Here is a 23,569-nt window from a genome sequence, read left to right as displayed (position 1 = left end):
GTATTATGACTAAGATTTGGATTGAAGAGGCTGCCTTGCGCGACAAGGTTCAGCGTCTAGCAGCAGAATTAGACCTATCCCTAGCGCCTGATGGCCGCCTGGTTGACTATCAAGTGGGCTCGGCGGGTAAATTAGAAGTATCCGACCAAGAGGAGGGCGTCCTCATTGTGGCACCTGACCTACCGCATTTCTTCCATGGCTTGGCCCTCTGGAATATGCGCCAGCAAGCTGGACAGACCAGCAGTTTTAGTCAGCCTATTAGCTTCAGCCGCAATGGCCTCATGCTGGATAACTCCCGCAATGCTGTTGCCAAGGTGGACTATGTTAAGTCCCTCTTAAGACGCTTGGCAGTCTTAGGCCACACTTGGTATATGCTCTATATGGAAGATGTCTATGAAATTCCGGAGCAACCTTATTTTGGGGCCTTCCGAGGCCGTTATAGCCAGGCCGATTTGCGTGAATTGGATGCTTACGCCCAGGACTTGGGTATTGAGTTGGTGCCTTGTGTGCAGACCTTGGCCCACCTCAACCAGTTCTTCCAATGGGAGCATATTAACAGTCAATATGCAGACCTGGCTGACGTCCTCCACGTAGGGCGGGAAGAAACCTATACCTTAATCGACCAAATGCTGGCCTCTCTCTCTTCTTGCTTTACAACCAAGCGCATTCACTTAGGCATGGATGAAGCCTATGACCTAGGGCGAGGCCATTATCTGGATCAAGTGGGCTTGCGAGCCAAGACTGACATTATGTTGGACCACCTAGCCCGTATGAAGACCCTCTGTGACCGCTATGATCTGGAACCAATCATTTGGGATGACATGTTCTTCTCTTGGTATAACCAAGTGGGAGAAGACGAGAAAATCGACATTCCTGAGGGCATCAGCCTCATGTACTGGGATTACTACCAACATACCACCCAAGCTTACTTGGATAAAATCGCCCAACGCCGTAGTTTAGGGGCTCAAGTCAGTTTTGCTGGTGGGGCCTGGCGTTGGACGGGTTACACACCGCACCATCGTAAGACCTTGGTGGCTAGCCTAGCCGGGCTAGCAGCGGCCCGCCAAACCGGCATCCAGGAAGTCATGGCGACCGCCTGGGGTGACGATAGTTCTGAGTCACCATTTGAAGTGGCCGTCTTCGGCCTGGTCCTCTATTCTTACCTAGACAGCCATGCTGACTATGTAGAAGAGGAGTTTAGCCAATGGCTAAGCTTCTTCACCGGCTTATCCCTATCCGACTGGCTCAAACAAGGGGAATTAGACTTATTGCCAGAATGGGATCAATTAGCAGGCATTGATGTGACGCCTTCTAAATACTTCTTCTATCAAGATTTGCTACTGCCAATGTTTATGCCACAAATTGAGTCCATGGATGTGGACTATGGGGCCCGTATGGCCAAATTAGCCGTTGACTTCGATGCTATGGAGGGTGGCAATCCAGCTGTCAACCAGTTCTATAGCGACTATGCCCTCTGCTTGGCTAACAAATGGAACCTGCCTTACCTAATTTGGCAGGCCTATCATGCCCACGACCGTCAGACGCTAGCTGATCTCGTTCACAGTCGCTTGCCACAACTGATTGCGGACTATGACCGCGTCCTACAAAGCCGTCGTCAAGTCTGGCTGCAAGAAGCCAACCCATTTGGCTTGGAAATCTTAGAATATCGGATTGGTGGGCTGATGGCTCGGACGCAAGCGGTCATTTCACGCTTGAAGGATTATCTGTCAGGCCGTGTCGACAGTCTGCCAGAGTTGGAGGAAGCACGACTCAATCCGCTGCCAACAGACCAAAGTGGCTTCAAACCAGCCGTCAACTACAACCGCGCCCTACGGACCATGTCGCGGTCCCGTATGACCTGGTAGCACAAAACAAAAAGGCAAGGGTATAACCCTTGCCTTTGGCTTTATGAATGCAAAACTGACGAGGACTCAGTCCTCGTCATTTGATTTCGTCTGTGATTACCAGGCGCGGATGCGACCTTGGCAGTCTGGGCAGACACCGTAAACTTCGACTTTAGTCCGGTTGGTTGTATAGCCGGTTTGTTTATGGACGTCTTCGGTTGGATCTGGGAACTTAGTCATAGCGAAGTCCGCAATTTTCCCACAGCGTTCACAGATAATGTGCTGATGGTTGTAGCCATTTAGGCCCATGTAGTCATAACGACTGGTGACATCAGAGAATTTCATCTCATTGACATAACCTTCTTTGACTAGGAAAGACAGGTTATTATAGATGGTCGCAAGACTAAGGCTTGGCCAGTCAGGTAAGAGATCATGGTAGATTTCTTCCACGGTAGGGTGATTGTGTGTCTGAATCATATAGGATAGAATGGCGCGACGTTGCGGCGTCATCCGAATGTGCTTGTTCTTAAGTTGGGCAACAACTTGTTCAAGTTCTTTAGCGACATCAGTTACATATTCCATTTTGGGTCACCTCCTTTTATTTATTGATAATTAAAACAATCTGCTACATATAACATTATAGCACAAATTTTAGCGATAAGTCAAGCCAATTGCCTTCTCCATCCGCGCTAGGACCTTGTTAGCCTGTTGGTTGGCCTTCTTAGCTCCGTCAGCCAAGATGTCGTCTAGGGTGCTAGATGTCAAGAGACGGTGATATTCCGCTTGGATTGGCTCTAGGGTCGCGATAATGCTGTCGGCAATAGCCTGCTTAAAGGTCCCATAGCCAGCCTCATGATATTCGGCTACCAGAGAGTCGATTGAACGGCCAGAAAAAGCAGAGAAAATATCCAGCAAGTTGCTTACAGCCGGTTGATTTTCACGGTCATAATTGACTTGGCCAACCGAGTCGGTGACGGCACTCTTCATCTTCTTCAGGATGGTCTTAGGATCATCTAGGAGGGAGATGGTCGCCTTGGCGTTGGTATCGGACTTGCTCATCTTGCTGAATGGGTCTTGCAGACTCATGACCCGACCACCGGATTTAGGGGTGATGATTTCAGGTTTGACTAGGAGCTCCTTGCCCTTGCCATAGCGTTGGTTGAAGCGGTCCACATAGTTACGGGTCAACTCCAAATGCTGCTTCTGGTCTTCGCCCACTGGTACATAGGCTGCATCATAGAGAATAATGTCCGCTACCATTAAGGCAGGGTAGCAGAGCAAGCCAGCATTGACACTTTCCTGCTTGGTGGATTTATCTTTATATTGAGTCATGCGCTCCAATTCGCCCAAGCCGGTCGTACAGAGAATCATCCAAGCCGCTTGCGTGTGGGCTGGGACATCAGACTGAACGAAAATGGTGGCCTTCTTAGGATCAATCCCTAGGGCTAGATAGAGGGCAGCCAACTCACGGGTTGTTTGGTGGAGCTTGGCTGGGTCTTGGGGCACGGTAATGGCGTGCTGGTTGACGATACAGTAGGTAGCGTCATAGTCATCTTGTAATTCAACAAATTGGCGCATAGCCCCAACGTAGTTCCCGATGGTTGGAACCGAGGTGGGTTGAACGCCAGAAAAAATTTTGGATTTCATCAAATCGAGCCTCATTCTCTCTTAGTTTCGCTACTATTATTATAACGCAGTTTCACTTAATTGACAAAAGCAATGTGGTGTCCGCCTAGCAAAAGCAGGCAGAGGAGAGATTGAACAAGGACTTTTAAAGAATTCCCTAAGAGTATATGAATTTTTTGTGAAGTTTTGTTTACGGCTGTGAACTAATCTCGGTCTTAAGTATGATTTATTGTTAAATTTCAAAAAAAGTATAGTAATCAGGGGCTAGGGGTAGTATAATAGCAGAGTAGTAATCGTAGTGGTTATTGAAAAAAGGAGTGATTAGTTTGGTAACGTTATATACGACCCCAAGTTGTACTTCATGCCGTAAGGCCCGCGCCTGGTTGGAAGAACATCAAATTCCCTACACAGAACGTAATATCTTTTCGGAACCACTGTCTCTACAAGAAATTAAAGATATTTTACGTATGACAGAAGAAGGGACAGAAGATATCGTCTCAACCCGTTCCAAAGCATATTCAGACTTAAATATTGAAATTAGCGAATTATCCTTGAATGACTTTTATCGCATTGTGCAAGAGCAACCAGGTCTCTTGCGTCGTCCAATCATGATTGACGAGAAACGCCTGCAAATCGGCTTCAATGAAGATGAAATTCGTCGTTTCTTGCCACGCGAAGTGCGTGCCTTGGAATTGCGTAAGGTGCAAGCCTTAGTCAATGAGTAATGAATAGAGTCTAGGTGAGGCCGGAACCTTGTTTCTGCCTCGCCTTTCTTTTCCCTTAGGACAATACATTAGGATAGCGTCTTGGCCTAAAGTTTAGTATAATGAAGAAATAGAGGAGGTGTTACTATGGAAATGGAACGTATCAATGAGGATACAATCAAAGTCTTGATTATGCCGGAAGATCTGGAAGAACGAGGGATTAACTTCCTAGAACTGATTAGCAACCATGCCCGCATTGAGCAATTCTTCTACTCCATCCTGGAAGAGGTGGACGTGGAGAACCAATTCGCGGAATCTGATTCCGTCACTTTCCATGTCATCCCATCCGATCGAGGCCTCGAACTCTACATTAGCCGTAGCAGTGGTAATGGCCTAGAAGATTTGCTGGAGAACGAAGTCCTCAAACGTCTCTTGGACCGTCGTAAATCCGCCCTAAAAGATAAGCAACAAGCCCAGGATCAAGAAGACCTCAGCGTCAATGAGAAGCTAGAAGTCCTCGAAGGCTTGACCAAGGAGATTGAAGCCGAGATTGAACAGGCCCAGGATCAAGAAGAACCTGTAGGACCTGAGATTGTCTGCTTCGATAGCTTGGATGATTTCCTCAAGTTGGCACGTCAACTACGGGACTTCCCGGTTGAAAATAGCCTCTATCGCTATCATGACGCCTACTATCTGGTCTTGAGCGATGTGATTGGTGATTATGAACCAGACGGTCTCTACCAACAATTCCTCTTCATGCTGGAATTTGGGGAAGAAGCCACCGTCAAGGAAGCCATCTTGAAGGAACACGGGGAACTCTTGCAAGCGGGAGATGCCTTGGCATTCTTCGCACAATTTTAAGAATAACTGCCGTCGACAGGATTTACCTGTGGACGGTTTTTTTGTGGTCGCTTACGGGCCATGGATATGTTAAAATAAGAGTAGAATGGGCAACTGGGCCAAGACTGTCCAGTGTCATCAAGAAAAAGGGGGAAAGAGCATGACTTCAGTCATCACCTTCGGGCAGGGGGCGCATCCAGCGCAACTTCGCCTTGATAAATTAAACCGTCACGGCATTATCGCCGGTGCGACAGGGACCGGTAAGACCGTGACCCTTAAGGTCTTGGCCGAATTGCTAAGCCAAGAAGGCATTCCAGTCGTCCTCTCTGATATCAAGGGGGACCTTATGTCCTTGGCTCAAGCCAATAATACCGATGTCAGCGAGCGTCTGGCTCAGACAGGTCGTGAGAACTATGAACCAAGTTCTTATCCTGTACAACTTTGGGATGTCAAAGGCGAGAACGGGACGCCTTTGCGTTTGACCGTCTCCGATATGGGGCCTGTCATGTTAACCCGTCTCTTGGGCCTCAATGAAACCCAAGAATCCATTCTCAACGTGGTCTTCGATGTGGCCGATAAGCAAGGTCTCTTGCTGATTGACCTCATGGACTTGCGGGCCATGCTTAACTATGTAGCCGCTCATGCTGGCGAATTAAGCCAACACTACGGTAACATTCCAGCGCGTTCAGTTGGGGCTATTTTACGCTCTTTGGTTATTTTAGAGCAACAAGGGGCTGCCAACTTCTTTGGTGAGCCAAGCTTGGAGATTGCCGACCTCATGCGTCAAGACAGCAATGGCCGTGGGATTGTCAACATCCTCAATGCGGAACAGCTCTTCAACCAACCAACCTTGTATGCGACTGTGCTCTTGGCCCTCTTGGCTGAGCTCTATGAGAACCTTCCGGAAGTCGGGGACTTGGATAAACCTAAGTTGGTCTTCTTCTTCGATGAAGCCCACGCCCTTTTCAAAGATGCGCCGGCTGTCTTATTAGAGAAGATTGAGCTCATTGTCCGCTTAGTGCGGTCCAAAGGGGTTGGGGTTTACTTCATTACCCAAAACCCAACCGATATTCCAGACAAGGTAGCCAGCCAATTGGCTAACCGCATCCAGCATGGTTTGCGGGCCTTTACACCTAAGGAACTCAAGACTGTTAAAACGGTAGCGGACACCTTCCGTCAAGAAGCCAACCAAGACCTAGCCAAGGTCATTCAAGAACTCAAGGTAGGGGAAGCTGTGGTGTCTACCCTGACGGAAGATGGTAGCCCTAGCCTGGCTGACCGGGTATTGATTTACCCACCGCAAAGTCTCTTAGGAACTATCGACCCAACCCTTAAGGCTAGCCTAATGAATAGCTCACCATTGGATGATAAGTATGGTGAAGCTATTGACCGTGAGAGTGCCCATGAAGTCATTCTCAAACAAACCCAAGAACAGGAAGCGGCCCTCTTAGCAGCCGCTCAAGCCGCAGAGGCAGCAGAAGCAGAAGAAGAGGAGGATGAAGACGTGGCAAAAACTAGCAAGAAATCAACCAGCACTGGTGGTCGCAAGACAGACAACCTCTTGGATCGTTTCATGAAGAACGTGGTCGGCCAAGTGGGTCGTGAAGTCGGCCGTGTGGTATCCCGCGGGATTACCGGTATGTTCAAGAAGTAAGACCTTGTCCCATTCCTACGCCAGCCAATAAAGGAGTCGCTATCATGGAAACCTTATGTCTTGGTCGTCACTTGGCCGGAGCCAGTCGCATCGCCCTAGGCTGCATGCGCATGGCCTCCCATTCGCTACAAGAAGCTAGCCAGGTTCTGGAGACCGCCCGCCAGGTCGGCATTAATTTCTTCGATCATGCCGATATCTATGGCCGGGGCGAGTCGGAAGTCCGCTTTGCTCAAGCTGTCAAGGAACTAGGTATTGCGCGTGATCAACTGCTAATCCAGTCCAAATGTGGGATTCGCCTGCCGGAAGGATATTTTGACTTTTCCAGCCAGCATATCCTGGATTCGGTAGACGGCATTCTCAAACGCCTCAAGACCGACTATCTGGACGTCTTGCTCCTACATCGGCCCGATGCCTTGATGGAGCCGGACCAGGTGGCAGCCGCCTTCGACCGTTTGCATGCAGCCGGTAAGGTGCGTTATTTCGGCGTCAGCAATCAGAATCCCTATCAAATGGAGCTGCTTCAGGCCAGTGTCACCCAGCCCCTCATTATTAATCAATTGCAGTTGGGGCCTGCCCACACCCCCATGATTGATGCCGGCCTCAATGTGAATATGCGAGAAGAAGCAGGCATTAACCGGGATGGAGGCATTCTGGATTATTGTCGCCTCAAGGGCATCACTATCCAACCATGGTCGCCCTTCCAGGTAGACTTGCATCAAGGGGTCTTCATGACCCATCCAGACTATCAGCTCTTGACCGAGACCTTAAGTCAGGGTGCTAAGCAGCATGGTGTGGCCTTCGAAGCCATGGTCATTGCCTGGCTCTTGCGCCATCCGGCAGGCTTCCAACCCATTGTGGGGACCATGAGTCCTAAGCGGATTGAAGCGCTGGCCCAGGCTGAACGTGTGCAAATGACTCGTCAAGAATGGTATGACATCTACAAGAGTGCAGGCAATCGCCTCCCTTAATCAAGTGTGAAGGAGACAAGAATCAATGAAATTAATCGCCATTGATATGGACGGTACCCTCTTAAGAGGGGACAAGTCCTTTGATTTGGATCGCTTCGAGCGGGCAGTTCATGCCCTTAAGGAAGCCGGAACCCGGGTCTGTATTGCCTCAGGCAATAGCTATCCTAAGTTGAGCGGCTATTTTGATGACCAATTGCGTCAGGAACTGCTCTTTGCCTCCACTAACGGCAATGCCATTATGGTAGAAGAGCAAGGCCTTCATTATAGCGCCTTGGACTACGACACAACCGAAGCCATTATTGACTTCCTCAACGAGTTCTCGGATTTCTTCTGTCTAGTCATGACCGACCGTGGCTCCTATGCCGTTACTCAAGATTTGGAGGCCTTGGATCATTTCCGTCTCTACCATCCGCATATTGATCATTTGGCTAATTTCCGTGACCTCAATCCAGAAGAAGCCATTCTTCAACTATCGGTCATGAGTAAGCGTAGCGTAGCTGACAATAAGGTCATGACGCGGATTCTCAATGAACGTTTTCCAGAGGGGCATGCGGTGACCAGTGGTGGCCGTTGGATTGATGTCTTCAGTCCCCAAGGGGGCAAGGGCAAGGCCATCCGCTACCTGCAAGACTATCTGCAGACGGATGCCAGCCAGACCATGGCCTTCGGTGATAGCCTCAATGACCAGACCATGATGGAAGTGGTCGATTATAGCCTAGCCATGGGCAACGCCGATCCAGATTTATTGGCTATCTGCCATTATCAAATTGGCGATAATGAATCGCAAGCTGTGATTGATATCTTGGAAGCCCTAGTGGCCGACCCAAGCGCGGCCTTCCTGGCCCAATATCGTCGCTAAGTAAAGGAGCAAGACCGTGTCCAAAAAGCCAAGCAAAAGAAAGCAAAAAGCCCACAAGGAGCAAGCCCAAGATGACTTGGTGCAGGTTGACGCCTTTATGATTCCGGCGCCCTTTGCCGCCATGTATCAAGTCTTACGGGAAGCCGTGGCCGAGGATTTGTTGGCTCTCTTGAGCCAGGAATTCGCCCGGGTGGCTCGGGTCTCGGACAATGAGGAAGAAGGGGAGGCAGTGGTCGCCTATGATGCGGCCGACGTCGAACAGCTACGGATTTACCTCAATCCAAGCAATATTTCTCAGGCCCAGAAGGCGCGGGACAAGCATCAATTGGATAAATTTGTGGACCATCTCCGCCAGACGGAGGGGTAATATAGAAAGGGTGGGAAAAGAATTTCCCACCCTTTTTATCTGTGTCCGGGAGCGTGTGAGGCCAGCCCCACTCGAGCCAAAAGACGGGCTTGTGGTGGGACCGGCTGCAGCCAGCCTGCGGCTGTCTTCCGCCTTGCCTCGCTATCGAAGGGCTAGGTCACTAGCGTTCCAAGCCCTTCTGATACGCGAGGCATCCTCTGCACCACAAGCCCGTTTTTGGACGTGGGGCTGGTCTCACACTGGACTACGAAAGGGGATAGAGACGAAGTTGAAGGTGTCCAAATGCGTGTGAGCCTAGCCCCGCTTAAACCAAAAGGCGGAGCTTGAGGTGGGACCGGCTACAGCCAGCCTTTGGCTGTCTTCCGCCTTGTGTCGCTATTGAAGGGCTAAGTCACTGACCTTCCAAGCCCTTCAGATAGGCGCCACATCCTAGACACCACAAGCACCGTCTTTTGACCGTGGGGCTTGGCCCACACTGGACTGTCAAAAAGCATAAAGAAAGTGGATGAAAACACTTTCTGGATGTATAATGAGTGTGTAGATAGGATTTGGATGACGATGTATTTGGGAAGGGAGGATTAGGATAATGTCGTCATCAAGCATGCAACTATATAAAGGAGCAATGCAATATGAAACGTTTTATTTTGACTCCACTCACTTTCTTGTTTCTACTGCTCTTTTGTCTATCGACTTCAAACGTTCAAGCCAACCAATCAGTAGGTGATGACCTATGTTGCTGCCCTAAGAAGCCACATGAATCTTGGTGTGAAGAATATGCTGTAGAGTGGTTCAAGGGAGCAAATCCAAATGATGTGCGGCCGATTGAAGAAGATTTGACAGCCTATATTCCTGATAAGAAGGACAAAAAACGAGACGCATTTCCAACCTCTATTGTGGTAGAAGAGATCCGATTCTTTAGTTCTCAGCCACCTCAAACCATTTACTATAACAAAAATCACTACTATGGTTATATCCCTTTAGTTAAAATATGGCAACTGGGCCCAATTTACTACGCTCAATATAAGGGGGCGGTTATTTTACAAGGTCCAGGGGCAAACCATTGAGTTAGAAAATAAGATTTCGTCTTTTAAGAAAAGCACCCCATTAGTTGGACTTTTAATGTCTAACTTATGGGGTGCTTTTCAAGAGGCAAACAACTTAGCTTTCTTCATTTTGCCAATCGTCCAGTGTAAGACCAGCCCCACGTCCAAAAGCGGGCTTGTGGTCTAGTGGATGCCTCGCGTATCAGAAGGGCTTGGAACGTTAGTGACTTAGCCATTCGACAGCCGCAGGCTGGCTGCAGCCGGTCCCACTCCAAGCCCCGTCTTTTGGCTCGAGTGGGGCTGGTCTCACACGGTTTAGAGCATAGAAAAAGGTGGGAAACTCCCACCCTTTTACGTACTTTATAAACCTTGTCGCTCCTGACTAGCACGGATAGCATGGCCGTAGATGCGGCCTAGTTCTTGGCCGATGACCGCTAGGTCACGTTGAACCGCTACAGGATAGGCTGCCTGGGTCAAGTCAGGTAGCTCTTGGGCTTGGCTAGCCCGAATCAGACGCTCGAAGTCATCGACATCCTTAGCCTTATAGACGTTGACCTGGTCGGTCAACCAGTCATCGAAGACTGGAATGTCTCGAACGATGAATTTGGCATGGGCGGCACAGGCCTCGACGGCCGGAATGCCCTCGGTTTCTTCCAAGGTAGGGAAGAGGTAGAGGTCGCTACCCTGCATGGCTTGAATAATCTGCTGATTATCGACATAACCAGCAAAGGTCAGGTTGGCTGGCGGATTGGAGACCGCAGCCCGAATGGCGGACGGCACTAGGTTCAAGTCCGTATAGCCAAACCAGATGAAGCGGATGTGGGGCAGGCGCTTAGCCAACTCCACAAAATCTAGAATGCCCTTGCGCTCAAGGTAGAGGCCAATCCCAATGCAGACGAAGTCTTGCTCGGTCAGTCCGTAGCGAGCCCGGAAGAGCTCCCGCGCCTGAGGCTGAGGGGCAAATTTCTCTAGTTCAATGCCGTTAGATAGGACGAAGATTTCCCGACCCATATTATAAGAATCGAGTAGACGCTTGGAGTAGGGCGTAGGTGTAATGAGGACATCGCCCTGCTGATAGCAGGTCATGAGCCAACGCTTGAAGATGGGCGCTAGCTGATTAGAGAAGCGGAAGGAGTTACGGAAGTCTTCCATGGTCGAATGGGCATGGTAGACGACCGGAATGCCTTGCTTGCGACATTTGCGGGCGAAGAGCATGGATTGGGGGAAGTAGGTATTGATATGTAATAAATCGAAGGAGCTCTTGGGATCGGTGGTGTAGTCAATCCCGGCATGTTCCAAGGCCTTCATTTGATGTTTAATTGATTTACCAAGGCCAGATTTGGCGATCTTGTCGAGATGTTGACTGTAGAGTAGGACTTTCACCCCGAAACCTCCTTTAAATAAAATGCAATTGCTTTCCTTAAGTGTATAGTAATAGAAGCTAGAGTGCAAGCTTAGCTGAGAGAATAGTTGGGACATTTGAAAAAAATAAACCATAAATAACGCTTTCATCTTAAAAATATCTTGCACTATGGTTCGGAAGGTGTATACTTATTATTATAATTCTATTAATAGGAGTGAGAAAAATGAAAAAATCGTTAAAATTCTTGGCATTAGCCTTCGTTGCATTCATGATGGTAGCGTGTGGCGCCAAGAAGCAAGACGCTCAACCCCTATTGATCGGGATGGAAGCGGGCTATCCGCCTTATAACTGGACACAGTCCACCAACGCTAACGGTGCTGTACCTATTAAGGACTCCAAGGAATTCGCCAATGGTTACGACGTGCAAATCGCGCGTAAGATTGGGGAAAAATTAGGCCGCGAAGTCCAAGTGGTCAAGACGGAGTGGGATGGGCTCTTACCAGCTGTCCAATCAGATAAAATCGATATGATTATTGCCGGCATGTCGCCAACAGCGGAGCGGTCTAAGGAAATCGACTTCTCCGAGTCTTACTATGAGTCACGCTTCGTTATGGTGGTCCGCAAGGATTCGCCTTACGCCCAAGCTAAGACCTTAGAAGACTTTGCGGGTGCTAAGGTGTCAGGCCAACAAGGAACTCTACACTATGGCTTACTGCAACAACTCAAGGGCGCTCAGGTTGAGCAGGCACAGGATTCTTTCCCTGTCTTGCGGGTGGCCTTAGAAGCAGGCAAGTTAGACGCCTACATTTCAGAATATCCAGAAGCTGTCTCTGCGGCAGCGGCTAACCCTCTATTCACTTACGTGGAACTTAATCCAAGTTTCCAAGTGGCACCAGAGGATCGCAAGGTCTCTATCGGGGTCAAGAAGGGGAGTCCCCTCATGTCCCAAATCAATGAAGCCATTGCGGAAATCTCAGATCAACAACGTAAGGACTTCATGGATCAGGCCATTAAGAACCAGCCAGCGGCTGATGGTCAAGAAGAAACCAGCACTGAAGCAGCGGCAACAGAAGAATATAACTTCTTTGCTCGCACCTGGGAGATTGCCACTCAGAACTGGCGTCAATACTTAGCCGGGACAGGCATGACCCTCTGGGTATCCCTAACAGGTACCTTAATCGGTCTCCTGATAGGTTTAGCCGTAGGGATTATCCGGACCATTCCTAAGTCTAAGAGTCAAATCCATAATGGGATTTTGAAGGTTGCTAACCTCTTGCTCAATGCCTATATTGCCATCTTCCGTGGGACACCGATGATCGTTCAAGCTATGATCTTCTACTACGGGACTGACTTGCTCTGGGGCTGGAAATTAACTCCTATGTCAGCAGCCTTCCTGGTTGTCTCCATTAACACCGGGGCCTACATTGCCGAAGTCGTTCGGGGTGGGATTTACGCCATCGACAAGGGCCAATTTGAAGCCGCTCGTGCTATCGGGATGAACCACTGGCAAACCATGAAAGAAGTGGTCATGCCACAAGTCTTCCGGACCATTCTGCCATCTGTCGGGAATGAATTTGTCATCAACGTCAAGGATACATCTGTCCTCAACGTTATCTCGGTCAGCGAACTCTACTTCACGACCAAGACCATTGCCGGCAATAACTTCCGTTACTTCGAGACCTTCTTCGTAACGGCCGTTATCTACTTCATCTTAACCTTTACCATTACATCACTCTTGCGCGCCATTGAAAAACGCATTGACGGGCGCCCAAGTGATCAATTGGCTGCCGGTAACCAACAACAAGTGGCAGTGCTCAAAGAGGAGGCCTAATCATGGCGATTGTAGAAATTCAACACTTAAGCAAAACCTTTGGCGACCGTACGGTCCTCAAGGACATTGATTTTTCCGTTGAAGCAGGGGAAGTCGTAACCATTATCGGCTCTTCAGGTTCAGGTAAATCCACCCTCTTGCGTTGTATTAACCTCTTAGAGGAACCAAGCGGTGGGGAAATCATCTATCGTGGCGAGAATATCTTGGACGTTAAGCATGACGTTAACAAGTATCGGACCCATATCGGTATGGTCTTCCAATCCTTCAACCTCTTCAACAATATGGATGTCTTGGCTAACTGTACTGTCGGCCCTATCAAGGTCCTAGGTAAGGACAAGGCTGAGACCGAAGCCTTAGCTACTAAGTTCCTAGAACAAGTAGGTATGGGGGATTATGTCCATGCCCGTCCTAGCCAATTATCTGGGGGTCAAAAGCAACGGGTAGCCATTGCTCGGGCCTTAACCATGCAGCCAGATGTCATTCTCTTCGATGAACCAACTTCCGCACTTGACCCTGAGATGGTCGGCGAAGTCTTGAAGGTTATGAAGGAATTGGCACACACTGGTTTGACCATGATTATTGTCACCCACGAAATGGAGTTCGCTCGCGAGGTTTCCGACCGCGTGGTCTTCATGGACCAAGGGGTCATCGCCGAACAAGGCGCACCAGAGCAACTCTTCGTCAACCCACAAGAAGAACGGACCCAACAATTCTTGGAACGTTACTTACGCAGTTAATCAGTTACAGGCGACTGGATTTCCAGTCGCCTGTTTTTATGCTTGGCTTTGCCTAGGGCGGGTGGGCGCCAACTTAGCCCTCAGTGCGGGACCGGCTGCAGCCATCCTGCGGATGTCTTCCGCCTTGCCGATCTATGGTCCCCTAGGTCGCTAAAGCTCCCAGGGGAACTCATACGCTCGGCATCCTTTTGGCACTGAGGGCTAAGCTTGGGCCCACCCGCCCCTGGCAAAGCTCGATTAATAATCTATTGAGTTGAGAATGCTATCGGATTTCGGTAAATCTTGACAGAAAGTTGATGGATAAGACCGCAAGATTGCGCATGTTTTCAGCAAGAATCTGCAAAGACAGTCAGCCTAAAAAGGAGTATAATGGAAAGTCAACCAAGATAATGAGCCTAGTCTTGGTGGTAAAAATAGATAGGAGGATGGAATATGAAAAATTACTGGAAAAAGTTCTGGCTAGTCTTAGCCCTCTTAGTCCTAGTCATGGGTCCCTTGGCTAGCCTAGCTCAGGCGATCGGCAGCCAAACGGTCAAGGGCCAAGGCCAGGGCAAACACGGGACCGTCGAGGTGGAAGTGACCTTCCAAGACGACCGGATTGCGGACATTAAGGTGCTCCAGTCCGATGAGAATGAAGTCCTAGCCACACCCGTCTACAAGCAGCTTAAGGACAAGATTATCGGCAACAACAAGGCCGATGTCGATGTGGTGTCTGGCTCCACGGCCACTAGCCAAGGCTATCTAGAGGCCGTCCAAGATGCCGTCAAGAAATCAGGCGTGACCCTAGCAGAAGTAAGCTCTACTACTTCAACCCAAGAGCAGCTAGACAGCGAACAATCCTATGACGTAGTCGTTGTCGGAGCCGGGGGTGCGGGCTTTAGTGCAGCCATCGAAGCAGCCCAAGCCGGAAAATCCGTGGTTATCATCGAGAAGATGCCAGCTGTCGGCGGGAACACTCTCATTAGTGGGGGCGAAATGAATGCGCCAGGCAACTGGGTTCAGAAGAAACTAGGTATTGAAGGCGACAGCGTAGAAACCTACTACCAAGACACCATGAAGGGTGGCGACAATCTGGGTAATCCTGAGATGGTTCGCTATCTAGCAGAACATGCCCTAGAGTCAGCCGAATGGCTACGTGACGTGGTGGGCGTCAAATTCCTAGAAGACAAGCTCTTCCAATTTGGCGGCCATTCTTACAAGCGGGCCCTAATTCCAGAAGGCCACACAGGCCAAGAGCTGGTGACCAAGCTCAATGCTAAGGCAGAAGAACTGGGCGTCAAGATTTTAGTTAACACCAAGGCTACTGAACTCATCCAAGACGACAGCAAGCGTGTTGTCGGCGTCAAGGCAGACCATCAAGGCCAGGCCGTGACCTTCCATGCTAAGAATGGGGTCGTGCTGACGACTGGGGGCTTTGGCTCTAACATTGACATGCGTAAGCAATACAACCCTGAGATGGACGAGCGCTACCTGTCCACGGATACGGTCGGCTCTACCGGTGATGGTATTGTCATGGCTCAAGCCATTGGTGCAGCTGTCACCAATATGTCTTCCATCCAAACTTATCCAGTTTCTAACCCTGAGACTGGGGAAATCTCTCTCCTTGCCGATACCCGTTTCGATGGGGCGGTCCTGATTAACCAAGAGGGCCAGCGCTTTGTCGAAGAATTGGACCGGCGGGATGTGATTTCTAAGGCTATTCTGGCTCAACCAGGGGGCTATGCTTATCAACTCTGGAACCAGAAGACGGACGATATCTCCCACTCTAAGGAGCACCACCAAGCTGAGTACCAAGAACTCAAAAAACAAGGCCTGCTAGTTGAAGCAGATACGCTGGAAGAAGTCGCGGCTCACTTCGACATCGATCCAGCTAAGCTCAAGGAAACGGTAGCCAAGGTGAACCAATATGCCAAGGACAAAAAAGACCCCGACTTCAACCACCGGGCTGGCTTGGCATCCTTGGAAGAAGGCCCTTATATCCTAGAAAAAGTTCGACCAAGTGTCCACCACACTATGGGGGGCTTGGTGACCGACAAGGATACGCGAGTTCTAGATGAAGCTGGCAAGCCTATTGAAGGCCTCTATGCAGCCGGTGAATTAACCGGCATGATTCATGGTTCTAACCGCCTAGGCGGGAACGCCATCGCTGATATCATCACCTTCGGTCGTGTTGCCGGCAAGATGGTAAGTAAATAAGACAAGTTCAGGCAGGGGCGAGACCCTGCCTCTTTTGTTGTATTAAGACCGCCACCAGTACTTAATACAAGCAGGGCAAGCTAGGTAAAAGGTCAGCGCCAGTCCATGGATGGCCAGAACAATGGACTGGCTCAAGAAAAATTGGTCAAAAAATGCCAGATAGCCTAGAAAAGGTGTCGCCAGTCCATGGATAGCTAGAACAATGGACTGGCTCAACGAAAATAGGTCAAAAAGTGCGAGATAGCCTAGGAAATGTGCCGCCAGTCCATTGATAGGAAGAACAATGGACTGGTTCGACAAAAATAGGTCAAAAAGTGCCAGATAGCCTAGAAAAGGTGTAGCCAGTCCATGGATAGGTAGAACAATGGACTGGCTCGACGAAAAAGGTGGCATATGGCTTCCTAAACTAGTCCGCAAGGAGGGGCCACGTCTTTGCCTAGCCTTTGATTCATGGTATGATAGGAAGGAAAAGCAAAGGAGACTGAAGATGGACGCAAAACAAGTATTTAAGAAGAATCAAGTACACCAAGGTCAGGTAGTAGACCTAACCCATGAAGGCCAGGGTGTCGTCAAAATCGACGGCTACCCCTTCTTTGTGGAGGGCGTTATTCCGGGCGAGCAGGTAGCCATTAAGGTCCTCAAGGTCGGCAAGTCCTTCGGCTTTGCGCGCCTAGAAGAGATCCTAACTGCCAGCCCGGATCGGGTGGAGATTACCGATCCTATCGGCCGTCAGATTGGCACCATGACTCTGCAACATATGGCTTATCCTGCCCAGCTTAAGGCTAAGCAGGCCCTAGTCAAGCAAGTCTTCAGTCGCCTAGGAAAATTCCCGGAAAGTCTGGAAGTCCGGCCAACTCATGGCATGGACCATCCTTGGCAATACCGCAATAAGGCGCAAATTCCTGTTCGGACGGTCAAAGGGCAGTTGGAGACTGGCTTCTTCCGTAAGAACAGCCACCAACTAGTGCCGGTGGAGAACTTCCATATTCAAGACCCGGCCATCGACCAAGCCATTCTTAAGACACGAGATATCTTGCGCCAACTGGGCTATACTGCCTATGACGAGGAAAGCCGCAAGGGCCAAATTCGCCATATCATCGTCAAGCGCGGCCACTATAGTGGCCAAGTCATGTTAATCTTGGTCGTCAACGGCAAGGGCCTGCCGCGAGAAGAGCAGTTGGTTGAATCCCTGACCGACGCCATTCCTAACCTAGTCAGTCTGGTCCTCAACAGCCATACTCAGGCCAATAATGTCATTATGGGGCCGACCAATCGCCTCTTGTGGGGGCAGCCGGTCTATCAGGATCAGATGCTGGGCTTGGACTTTGCCATCTCACCTCATTCCTTCTATCAGGTCAACACCCCTCAGGCCGAAGCCCTCTATCGCTTTGCCATTGAGGCAGCCGATTTATCTGGCAGTGAGACCGTCCTGGATGCCTACTGCGGGATTGGCACCATCTCCCTGGCCCTAGCCCGTCAAGCCGGTCAGGTCTATGCTATGGAAATCGTACCAGAAGCCATCGACATGGCGCGGGCCAATGCGCAAGCCAATGGCCTAAGTAATGTCACCTTCCAAGCCGGCAAGGCCGAAGAAGTGCTGCCAGCTTGGCAGGCGGAAGGCATTCATTTTGATGTGGCGGTGGTTGACCCACCACGCAAGGGCCTAGACCCAGAATTCGTTAAGACCCTGATTGAGCTGGCGCCGGACAAGATTGTTTACGTGTCCTGTAACCCAGCCACCTGCGCCCGAGATTGCCAACTCTTGGCCCAGGCAGGCTATGAGCTGCAGTGGGTGCAGCCGGTCGATTTATTTCCGCAGACCGCGCATGTTGAGTGTGTGGCGGTGCTTGTTAAAAACCATAATAGCTAGGTATTGATAAATTTATTGAAAAGGCAGGACTGATTATCAATGGGAAAGGGAATGACAAACAAACAAAAGGTGGATATAGCCAATGAACGAGGGATTGATTTGCCTTTGGAAATGCTTGAAAGAGATATAGTGGCGGTCTATGGCGTGTTTGCTAAAAAGGAGAACGAAGAATTTTGTCTCTATGTGGGGAAAGCCACGAACTTACGTGCTAGATTGTTAGGTTGTCACATTCATCGTTATCTCAATAATTACGTTACGAACTTAGTGCCTAAACTAATCGACCAACACATACAAGCGGGCTATAGGATAGAGGTCAAAATACTAGAAGAAATAGACTACCAAGATAGCTCATTCTCGCGGGCAGCCCATCGACTTGCCTTTGCAGAACTTAAGTGGATTGTAGATATGCAAAAAGAAGATTTGTGTTTAGAGCAGCTTCCTGAGGGTGCTGGTCCAAATTCAAGGACCTATTGGGAAAATCATTATCAGAATTAAGAGGGTCCTAGTCTTTGTTAAGCCTATATTGATGATGGGAAAAGTTATGTTATCGATAGTTAGGAAGTATAGGGAGTCTTGTCATGGGAATTCAGAAGGTAGAAACGGTCTTTAAAGAAGAAAATCTTGAGTTGGTCTTTAGACCAGAAGATAGTGAGAAAGCATTTATTGCTAAGGCGTTCAACCTATTTTCGGATTATATGGGCATGGACGATGTTGGCTATGACTGGGGCAGTAACTTTGAGTCTGGGAGATATGTGATTGTAGTTTACCAGAGATTTTCTGTCTTCGAGAACGGTAAGCGTATATGGATAAATAAAGCTTTTCAGAATAAAGTAGGGAGATTTTCGCGCTACAAGAAGCAAGTGTTTGCCATTATGTTGGATCGCGAAATAGAATATAAAGTCTCAGGATGGAGTCGGAGTCTATGGACATATACGCGTCAGGATCCTAAAAACACACTACAAGTCCTAACTTTTCCTAGTGCTTGGGTGGCTGAAGGCTATGCCAAGAAATACTCAAAAGAAGGCTATAAGGTCGCGGTTCTGGGCTGGTACGAAGACTACGGTATGTACTAAGCTATAGGGGGTTATCCATGCTAATCAGACAATTAATTGAAGAGGTCCAAGGAGTTGAAGACGCAATCCCGCATTGGTTGACCCACCACGCAAGGGCCTAGACCCTGAATTCGTTAAGACCCTGATTGAGCTGGCGCCGGACAAGATCGTCTACGTCTCCTGCAACCCGGCCACCTGCGCCCGGGATTGTCAACTCATGACCCAGGCAGGTTATGAGCTGCAGTGGGTGCAGCCGGTTGATTTATTCCCTCAGACTGCACATGTGGAGTGTGTGGCGGTAGTTAGAAAGATATAATTACAATATGGGGAGTTAGTATAGTAAAAGAAAATGAAATAAATTTAAGGCTTTGCGAAATCGTAAACATCTCTGTAAAAGTTATCTTGCTTTTCAAGATGATATAGAAAAATTTAGAGTAGCTTAATGGCATGAAAGCTAGCTCTATTTGAGCTAAAAATAATAAATTCAGTACTTGAAATGCTATACGTTTAGTACATTCAAAGTACTTATCATGAAAGAGTCCGCTTAAACTATATACAAATATTTGAAATAATTGGAGAGTGTAAGATTATATTGGAAGATGTAATTCCTTTCAAGCTAATAGTGCCAGTATAGGTAATTAGAAATTAAATAATTGAATTGTTATAAAGGCAGTTATTCGAGATTGTGATTTTGATTAGGTAGCAAAAAGTATATAGTACTAATGTTCCCTTGAATTTGTTATAACTTGTTGCATACTAAAACGAGATTAAAATGTGATGTTTCTCAAGAAATTGGTAAAAGTAAATTTAACAACGTTACAGTGATGATGTATCGTGATATAAGAGGAGTGAGATTTTGATAAATTTAGACTTCTTCGAGAAATTATCTAAAATTTTCTGTGGGGATGACTTAGATTTATTTATATATAAAACAGGACCAGATTTAGTTCGATTCTTTAATAATAGGTTTAAGTCGAATGACAGTTATGGAGGAGGTTTTCCTACAAGATGGAGGTATGTCAATCAGAAATTATTAGAATTAGAAAGCAGCAATAAGATTAGTGATTTTTTAAATGTTATTCTTAGCAAAAAATATATTTTAATAGAACGACAAACTAATGAGATTGATGCGCTAGAGCATCAGCAGAAGATAATCAATAAAATAGGTAAGATGTGTTCTATATATTCATTGAAATTATTCCAGAAAGAGGGTAGGTTTCAGTTGGTTGAAGTAGATCTAGATTTGGTTGAAATTGGTAAAGGTGGATTTGCGACTATTTATTATCAAAACTCAACGGGTTTAGTAATGAAAAAGCTAAGTGAGGAGTCAAGTAAGAAAAGAGAACTTAGAAGTCGCTTTAAGAGAGAATATGAAATTACTAAATCTTGTTCAGATATAGATAGTATAATCAGAGTGTTTGATTTTGATAGCAAAAACTGTTCGTATACTATGGAAAAAGCAGATTCTACATTGGATACCTTTATCAAAGAGAACCCTTTATCGTACGAGTCTCAAGTTGATGTTGTACGGCAAATATTGCGTGCCATGTCTCTTGTTCATGAAAAAAACGTATTGCATAGAGATTTAAGCTCAACAAATATTTTTCTTGTAGAAAACAAAATAAAACTAGCTGATTTTGGCCTAGGCAAAAACTTGGATACCTTAACTTCTCATCAGACAGTTGATACCGCATCATATGGACAGCTTTATTATTGTGCTCCTGAGCAACTAACTATGTTGAAAGAGGCGGATAAGCGCAGTGATGTTTATTCTCTTGGACGTATAATCAATTTTATACTAACGACTAACCCTGATGATTTTAGTCATCCTCTTGGTCCAATCTGTGAGAAAGCTACTATTTTTAATCCCGATTATAGATATAAAGATGCAACTCATATGTTAGAAGAACTTAATGACTTTATTAGTTTGATGAGTGATAAAGAGTACGAAAAAGAAATCTGGAAGAAAATTTCAAATCAGGAATTTGATTCTGATGTAGAAAACTACATTTCTTCTTTGCGCGGGAAGGATTTGTGTAAAAATTGCATTCAAAAAGGCACTGATTTTATATATGCTATTGTTAGTTTTATGCATACTGATGAAAGGCGTGCGAATAATATAATTCAATCGATCGATTATTATTATATAGAAAACTTAAAGGAATATGAATATGCAGATGTTTTCGTTGATCTTTCATATTTGATTTTAAAGGAAGAGTTCCCCTATCCAGTAAAAGAGGTTGCTGCAAAGATTTTACGTTATTTAGCCGAAAGTGTGGGTAGATATAAAGCCCAGCATAAAATTGAGGATTTAATAGACGGTGGCATAGATCCTCTCCTTGAAGATATTTTAAATGCTAATACATCATATTAAACTGTTCTGATTTAGGTTTTAGGGGCTATCAGAGGAATACGATGAAGATAAGTTCGTTTGTCAGAATTTAAGACAATTGCTTTGATAGTTTGTGCTCTTTTAGAAAGTGATAATCATGATTAGATCAAGTAATGAATACAGGTACCACTATTTATTGCTTGTAGTTCAACGCCTCACTTAAAAGGGTATACGGCAAGACAAGAAATATATTTGGCAAACGTGTAGGAGAATAAGGAGCGATATGGTATCAGAAGAATGAAAGTTTTTGTGAAAGGTGGGGTCATTAGGAAGATTGAGAGAATGTTACAAAGTGAATATATATAGCCAATTATTTGTATCCTACGTTATATATTATGTTGAAGAGGTAGTGTTGCTTTCAAGAAACGGTTAGGTTAAGCTTAATAGTTTATACGATAATGTTATAGAGTTGTAAAATTTACTATGCTGGGGAATTTTAGTGAAAGAGTGGAGACAGTATATGGGACATGGCGGAGAAATTTTTGCATTTATATTTGATAGCGGAGATACGGGAAGCAATTTTTATGGTCAAGTTATATTCGAAAATATGATCTGTGGAAGGGAATTAGTTGATAACCCTTTTAAAATGATTGTTTCTTTGGGAGATTGTCCTGTTGATATGAACTATTTTGGTATGGATATTGAGCCCTATGTATATAAGGATAAGTGCTGTACAGTTGATTTTAAAAAACTAAGTAGTAACTCTTTTAGGGATTACCCTTTTGTTTGGATAATAGAGGATATTATCCCAGATATTGCTACATTGATAAATGATAGGTTATCCAAAAGTTTTACTGCGTATATCGGTATGTTCAGAATAAACCAGGGCAGTACTAGTGAAAAAAAACAATTTTGGAAACGCATGATTAGGAGTTTCGCTATAAGTAAAAATACAATTTTTACTTTTGTAAATGAAGAAGGTGAAGGTCCTTTCTATGATAAAGAAATACTCAATAAATATGGATATATACAGCGGGTGCATGAAGCGAATTCGTATAGTACCCTAGATGATGAAAGTTTTAGGCAATCTAATCTTGTTAAAACAGAAAAAGATTTAGAAGTAACACTTCAAAAAACAAAAGAAATTGATCGAGACTTGACGACTTTAAACTTCTCTATTAGAGAAGAATTGCAAATTGCGGGAGTCTTGATTTGGAAATCTATTCATTCACTGGACAAAATATGTTTTGATACGCAAACATCTTATTTAGTTGAGTATCCATTTATGACGCTTTATTTTGCGTCTCAGGGGATTGAGAGAATTCAAAAAACGTTAATAGAGTTAATTTGTAAGAATAAACATATATTGGAAAGCGAAAAGAATAAAGCATATGATCTACTAATGAGTCATTCACATAATGGTTTAAATGACTGGATTGAAGCAAATAGGAACGTATCTATAAAGAAGTCGGGTAAGAATTTGCTAGGTATCCTTTCGGATTTTTATAATACTATACGATATGCAAGGTATAATGATGAGACCTACTTGAAATCAAAAACACCAGAGATTGACTTGTTACGAAAGTTAAAAGAGAGAAAGGAGGAAGGCGGCGACTATATAAAAAAAAGATTTGGTAAATTCTTGTGGGAGATAGCTAATAAGTATTATAACGAATGCTGCGAAATTTGCCATGAATTAAAAATTTATGCTTACGAGCTAGATTATGATTCATCATCAAATATGGTATACAGTCAAAGGAGTCCAGAGAATTTATATGAGAGATATAAAATTATTCAACAGTATAAGAAGGAGGTGCTGTATTGGATAATTAAAAATAACGAAGAATACCCAAAATATGCTTATTGTGAACTAGATGCTTTGCAGTTTGACCCAGCGATGATTGATACATTTTTGAATGAGATAATCTATTCTCCAGAAGGTATATATAGTTTTTTTGATTCAGCTGATGACCTCTACGATGAACTGTGCACTACGGATAAAAAGGCTTGGAAACAAAGGATAGATTTGATAGATTTCTTATTTAATGATATATTAATATGATGTTTTTTCCGATTATTATACATAGCTCGCGTGTTTAAAAATATGAAGTTGTATTCTAATAGTTGGGCAGAACGCCCCTGGTGGACCCTGCTAAATATTACATTCTCATGATGGTATTAAATTCATTATTTTATGTTACAGGAGCTGATGCCACTGAATGCATAAAATCTACTCCTTATAATATGGCAAAATCGGGATATGCTGTCCACGTCATTTTCGAT

20 protein-coding genes and 1 pseudogene are annotated in these 23,569 nt (G+C 46.1%); 17 read left to right on the top strand and 4 right to left on the bottom strand.

Annotated features, from left to right (window positions below):
* Positions 1–5: 5 nt before the first annotated feature.
* Complete coding sequence (locus tag Q0339_RS04115) at positions 6–1,865, top strand: beta-N-acetylhexosaminidase (protein WP_298077535.1); 1,860 nt, start codon at positions 6–8, stop codon at positions 1,863–1,865.
* Between the two features lie 96 nt (positions 1,866–1,961).
* On the opposite strand, the gene Q0339_RS04110 is transcribed toward Q0339_RS04115, so the two are convergent.
* Positions 1,962–2,426 (bottom strand): Fur family transcriptional regulator, encoded by a 465-nt coding sequence (locus Q0339_RS04110; RefSeq protein ID WP_023392324.1) that lies wholly within the window; start codon positions 2,424–2,426, stop codon positions 1,962–1,964.
* 69 nt (positions 2,427–2,495) lie between these two features.
* Complete coding sequence (trpS, locus tag Q0339_RS04105) at positions 2,496–3,491, bottom strand: tryptophan--tRNA ligase (RefSeq protein WP_298077534.1); 996 nt, start codon at positions 3,489–3,491, stop codon at positions 2,496–2,498.
* A gap of 305 nt (positions 3,492–3,796) precedes the next feature.
* Here trpS and spxA point away from each other — a divergent pair, with 305 nt between their 5' ends.
* The 7 genes from spxA (at position 3,797) to Q0339_RS04070 (ending at position 9,926) form a co-directional block, all read left to right on the top strand.
* Complete coding sequence (spxA, locus tag Q0339_RS04100; RefSeq protein ID WP_298077533.1) at positions 3,797–4,195, top strand: transcriptional regulator SpxA; 399 nt, start codon at positions 3,797–3,799, stop codon at positions 4,193–4,195.
* Positions 4,196–4,321: 126 nt separating this feature from the next.
* Positions 4,322–5,035 (top strand): adaptor protein MecA, encoded by a 714-nt coding sequence (locus Q0339_RS04095; RefSeq protein WP_298077532.1) that lies wholly within the window; start codon positions 4,322–4,324, stop codon positions 5,033–5,035.
* Between the two features lie 139 nt (positions 5,036–5,174).
* Positions 5,175–6,668 (top strand): helicase HerA-like domain-containing protein, encoded by a 1,494-nt coding sequence (locus tag Q0339_RS04090; protein WP_298077531.1) that lies wholly within the window; start codon positions 5,175–5,177, stop codon positions 6,666–6,668.
* Positions 6,669–6,712: 44 nt separating this feature from the next.
* A complete protein-coding gene (locus Q0339_RS04085) occupies positions 6,713–7,636 on the top strand; it encodes an aldo/keto reductase (RefSeq protein WP_298077530.1) in 924 nt (307 codons plus the stop codon).
* Positions 7,637–7,661: 25 nt separating this feature from the next.
* Entirely contained in the window at positions 7,662–8,495 is an 834-nt protein-coding gene (locus Q0339_RS04080) for an HAD family hydrolase (RefSeq protein WP_298077529.1), read from the top strand.
* A 16-nt stretch (positions 8,496–8,511) separates the two neighbouring features.
* A complete protein-coding gene (locus Q0339_RS04075) occupies positions 8,512–8,862 on the top strand; it encodes a hypothetical protein (RefSeq protein WP_023392317.1) in 351 nt (116 codons plus the stop codon).
* A 629-nt stretch (positions 8,863–9,491) separates the two neighbouring features.
* The gene (locus Q0339_RS04070; RefSeq protein WP_298077527.1) at positions 9,492–9,926 is read left to right on the top strand and encodes a hypothetical protein; all 435 of its coding nucleotides are present in this window, start codon (positions 9,492–9,494) and stop codon (positions 9,924–9,926) included.
* 339 nt (positions 9,927–10,265) lie between these two features.
* On the opposite strand, the gene Q0339_RS04065 is transcribed toward Q0339_RS04070, so the two are convergent.
* On the bottom strand, positions 10,266–11,288 hold the full coding sequence (locus Q0339_RS04065; protein ID WP_298077526.1) for a glycosyltransferase: 1,023 nt from the start codon (positions 11,286–11,288) through the stop codon (positions 10,266–10,268).
* A 203-nt stretch (positions 11,289–11,491) separates the two neighbouring features.
* Here Q0339_RS04065 and Q0339_RS04060 point away from each other — a divergent pair, with 203 nt between their 5' ends.
* The 3 genes from Q0339_RS04060 to Q0339_RS04050 all read left to right on the top strand — a co-directional run bounded on the left by Q0339_RS04060 (position 11,492) and on the right by Q0339_RS04050 (position 16,032).
* The gene (locus Q0339_RS04060) at positions 11,492–13,099 is read left to right on the top strand and encodes an ABC transporter substrate-binding protein/permease (protein WP_298077525.1); all 1,608 of its coding nucleotides are present in this window, start codon (positions 11,492–11,494) and stop codon (positions 13,097–13,099) included.
* Positions 13,099–13,836 (top strand): amino acid ABC transporter ATP-binding protein, encoded by a 738-nt coding sequence (locus Q0339_RS04055; protein WP_143227653.1) that lies wholly within the window; start codon positions 13,099–13,101, stop codon positions 13,834–13,836. The genes Q0339_RS04060 and Q0339_RS04055 overlap by 1 nt, the downstream gene beginning before the upstream one ends.
* A 432-nt stretch (positions 13,837–14,268) precedes the next feature.
* Complete coding sequence (locus Q0339_RS04050; protein WP_298077523.1) at positions 14,269–16,032, top strand: flavocytochrome c; 1,764 nt, start codon at positions 14,269–14,271, stop codon at positions 16,030–16,032.
* Positions 16,033–16,074: 42 nt separating this feature from the next.
* Here Q0339_RS04050 and Q0339_RS04045 read toward each other — a convergent pair whose 3' ends face one another.
* Positions 16,075–16,425 carry a hypothetical protein gene (locus Q0339_RS04045; RefSeq protein ID WP_298077522.1) on the bottom strand — a complete coding sequence of 117 codons (351 nt, stop codon included), beginning with the start codon at positions 16,423–16,425 and terminating at the stop codon, positions 16,075–16,077.
* Positions 16,426–16,519: 94 nt separating this feature from the next.
* Between Q0339_RS04045 and rlmD the strand changes: the two genes are divergently transcribed.
* From rlmD to Q0339_RS04015, 6 genes and pseudogenes are all read left to right on the top strand, one after another.
* Positions 16,520–17,902, top strand: a complete 1,383-nt coding sequence (gene rlmD, locus Q0339_RS04040) for a 23S rRNA (uracil(1939)-C(5))-methyltransferase RlmD (RefSeq protein ID WP_298077521.1) — start codon at positions 16,520–16,522, stop codon at positions 17,900–17,902.
* Between the two features lie 51 nt (positions 17,903–17,953).
* A complete protein-coding gene (locus Q0339_RS04035) occupies positions 17,954–18,397 on the top strand; it encodes a hypothetical protein (protein ID WP_298077519.1) in 444 nt (147 codons plus the stop codon).
* A gap of 83 nt (positions 18,398–18,480) precedes the next feature.
* Positions 18,481–18,975 carry a hypothetical protein gene (locus Q0339_RS04030; protein WP_298077518.1) on the top strand — a complete coding sequence of 165 codons (495 nt, stop codon included), beginning with the start codon at positions 18,481–18,483 and terminating at the stop codon, positions 18,973–18,975.
* A 73-nt stretch (positions 18,976–19,048) separates the two neighbouring features.
* Positions 19,049–19,270 (top strand): annotated as a pseudogene (locus Q0339_RS04025) (23S rRNA (uracil-5-)-methyltransferase RumA); the annotation flags it as partial.
* Between the two features lie 540 nt (positions 19,271–19,810).
* On the top strand, positions 19,811–21,328 hold the full coding sequence (locus Q0339_RS04020) for a serine/threonine-protein kinase (protein ID WP_298077517.1): 1,518 nt from the start codon (positions 19,811–19,813) through the stop codon (positions 21,326–21,328).
* A 478-nt stretch (positions 21,329–21,806) separates the two neighbouring features.
* Positions 21,807–23,348 (top strand): hypothetical protein, encoded by a 1,542-nt coding sequence (locus Q0339_RS04015; RefSeq protein ID WP_298077516.1) that lies wholly within the window; start codon positions 21,807–21,809, stop codon positions 23,346–23,348.
* Positions 23,349–23,569 lie beyond the last annotated feature (221 nt).

The organism is uncultured Abiotrophia sp., assembly GCF_938010525.1.
Lineage (GTDB): Bacteria > Bacillota > Bacilli > Lactobacillales > Aerococcaceae > Abiotrophia.
This window is presented reverse-complemented; position numbering and strand designations above follow the sequence as displayed.

What these genes read in the sequence shown, in the direction of transcription:
- Q0339_RS04110 (WP_023392324.1), bottom strand. Translation starts at nt 2,426, where the DNA reads ATGGAATATGTAACTGATGTCGCTAAAGAACTTGAACAAGTTGTTGCC.
- Q0339_RS04070 (WP_298077527.1), top strand. Translation starts at nt 9,492, where the DNA reads ATGAAACGTTTTATTTTGACTCCACTCACTTTCTTGTTTCTACTGCTC.
- trpS (WP_298077534.1), bottom strand. Translation starts at nt 3,491, where the DNA reads ATGAAATCCAAAATTTTTTCTGGCGTTCAACCCACCTCGGTTCCAACC.
- Q0339_RS04045 (WP_298077522.1), bottom strand. Translation starts at nt 16,425, where the DNA reads ATGCCACCTTTTTCGTCGAGCCAGTCCATTGTTCTACCTATCCATGGA.
- Q0339_RS04050 (WP_298077523.1), top strand. Translation starts at nt 14,269, where the DNA reads ATGAAAAATTACTGGAAAAAGTTCTGGCTAGTCTTAGCCCTCTTAGTC.
- rlmD (WP_298077521.1), top strand. Translation starts at nt 16,520, where the DNA reads ATGGACGCAAAACAAGTATTTAAGAAGAATCAAGTACACCAAGGTCAG.
- Q0339_RS04085 (WP_298077530.1), top strand. Translation starts at nt 6,713, where the DNA reads ATGGAAACCTTATGTCTTGGTCGTCACTTGGCCGGAGCCAGTCGCATC.
- Q0339_RS04060 (WP_298077525.1), top strand. Translation starts at nt 11,492, where the DNA reads ATGAAAAAATCGTTAAAATTCTTGGCATTAGCCTTCGTTGCATTCATG.
- Q0339_RS04030 (WP_298077518.1), top strand. Translation starts at nt 18,481, where the DNA reads ATGGGAATTCAGAAGGTAGAAACGGTCTTTAAAGAAGAAAATCTTGAG.
- Q0339_RS04080 (WP_298077529.1), top strand. Translation starts at nt 7,662, where the DNA reads ATGAAATTAATCGCCATTGATATGGACGGTACCCTCTTAAGAGGGGAC.
- Q0339_RS04115 (WP_298077535.1), top strand. Translation starts at nt 6, where the DNA reads ATGACTAAGATTTGGATTGAAGAGGCTGCCTTGCGCGACAAGGTTCAG.
- Q0339_RS04090 (WP_298077531.1), top strand. Translation starts at nt 5,175, where the DNA reads ATGACTTCAGTCATCACCTTCGGGCAGGGGGCGCATCCAGCGCAACTT.
- Q0339_RS04015 (WP_298077516.1), top strand. Translation starts at nt 21,807, where the DNA reads ATGGGACATGGCGGAGAAATTTTTGCATTTATATTTGATAGCGGAGAT.
- Q0339_RS04035 (WP_298077519.1), top strand. Translation starts at nt 17,954, where the DNA reads ATGACAAACAAACAAAAGGTGGATATAGCCAATGAACGAGGGATTGAT.
- Q0339_RS04095 (WP_298077532.1), top strand. Translation starts at nt 4,322, where the DNA reads ATGGAAATGGAACGTATCAATGAGGATACAATCAAAGTCTTGATTATG.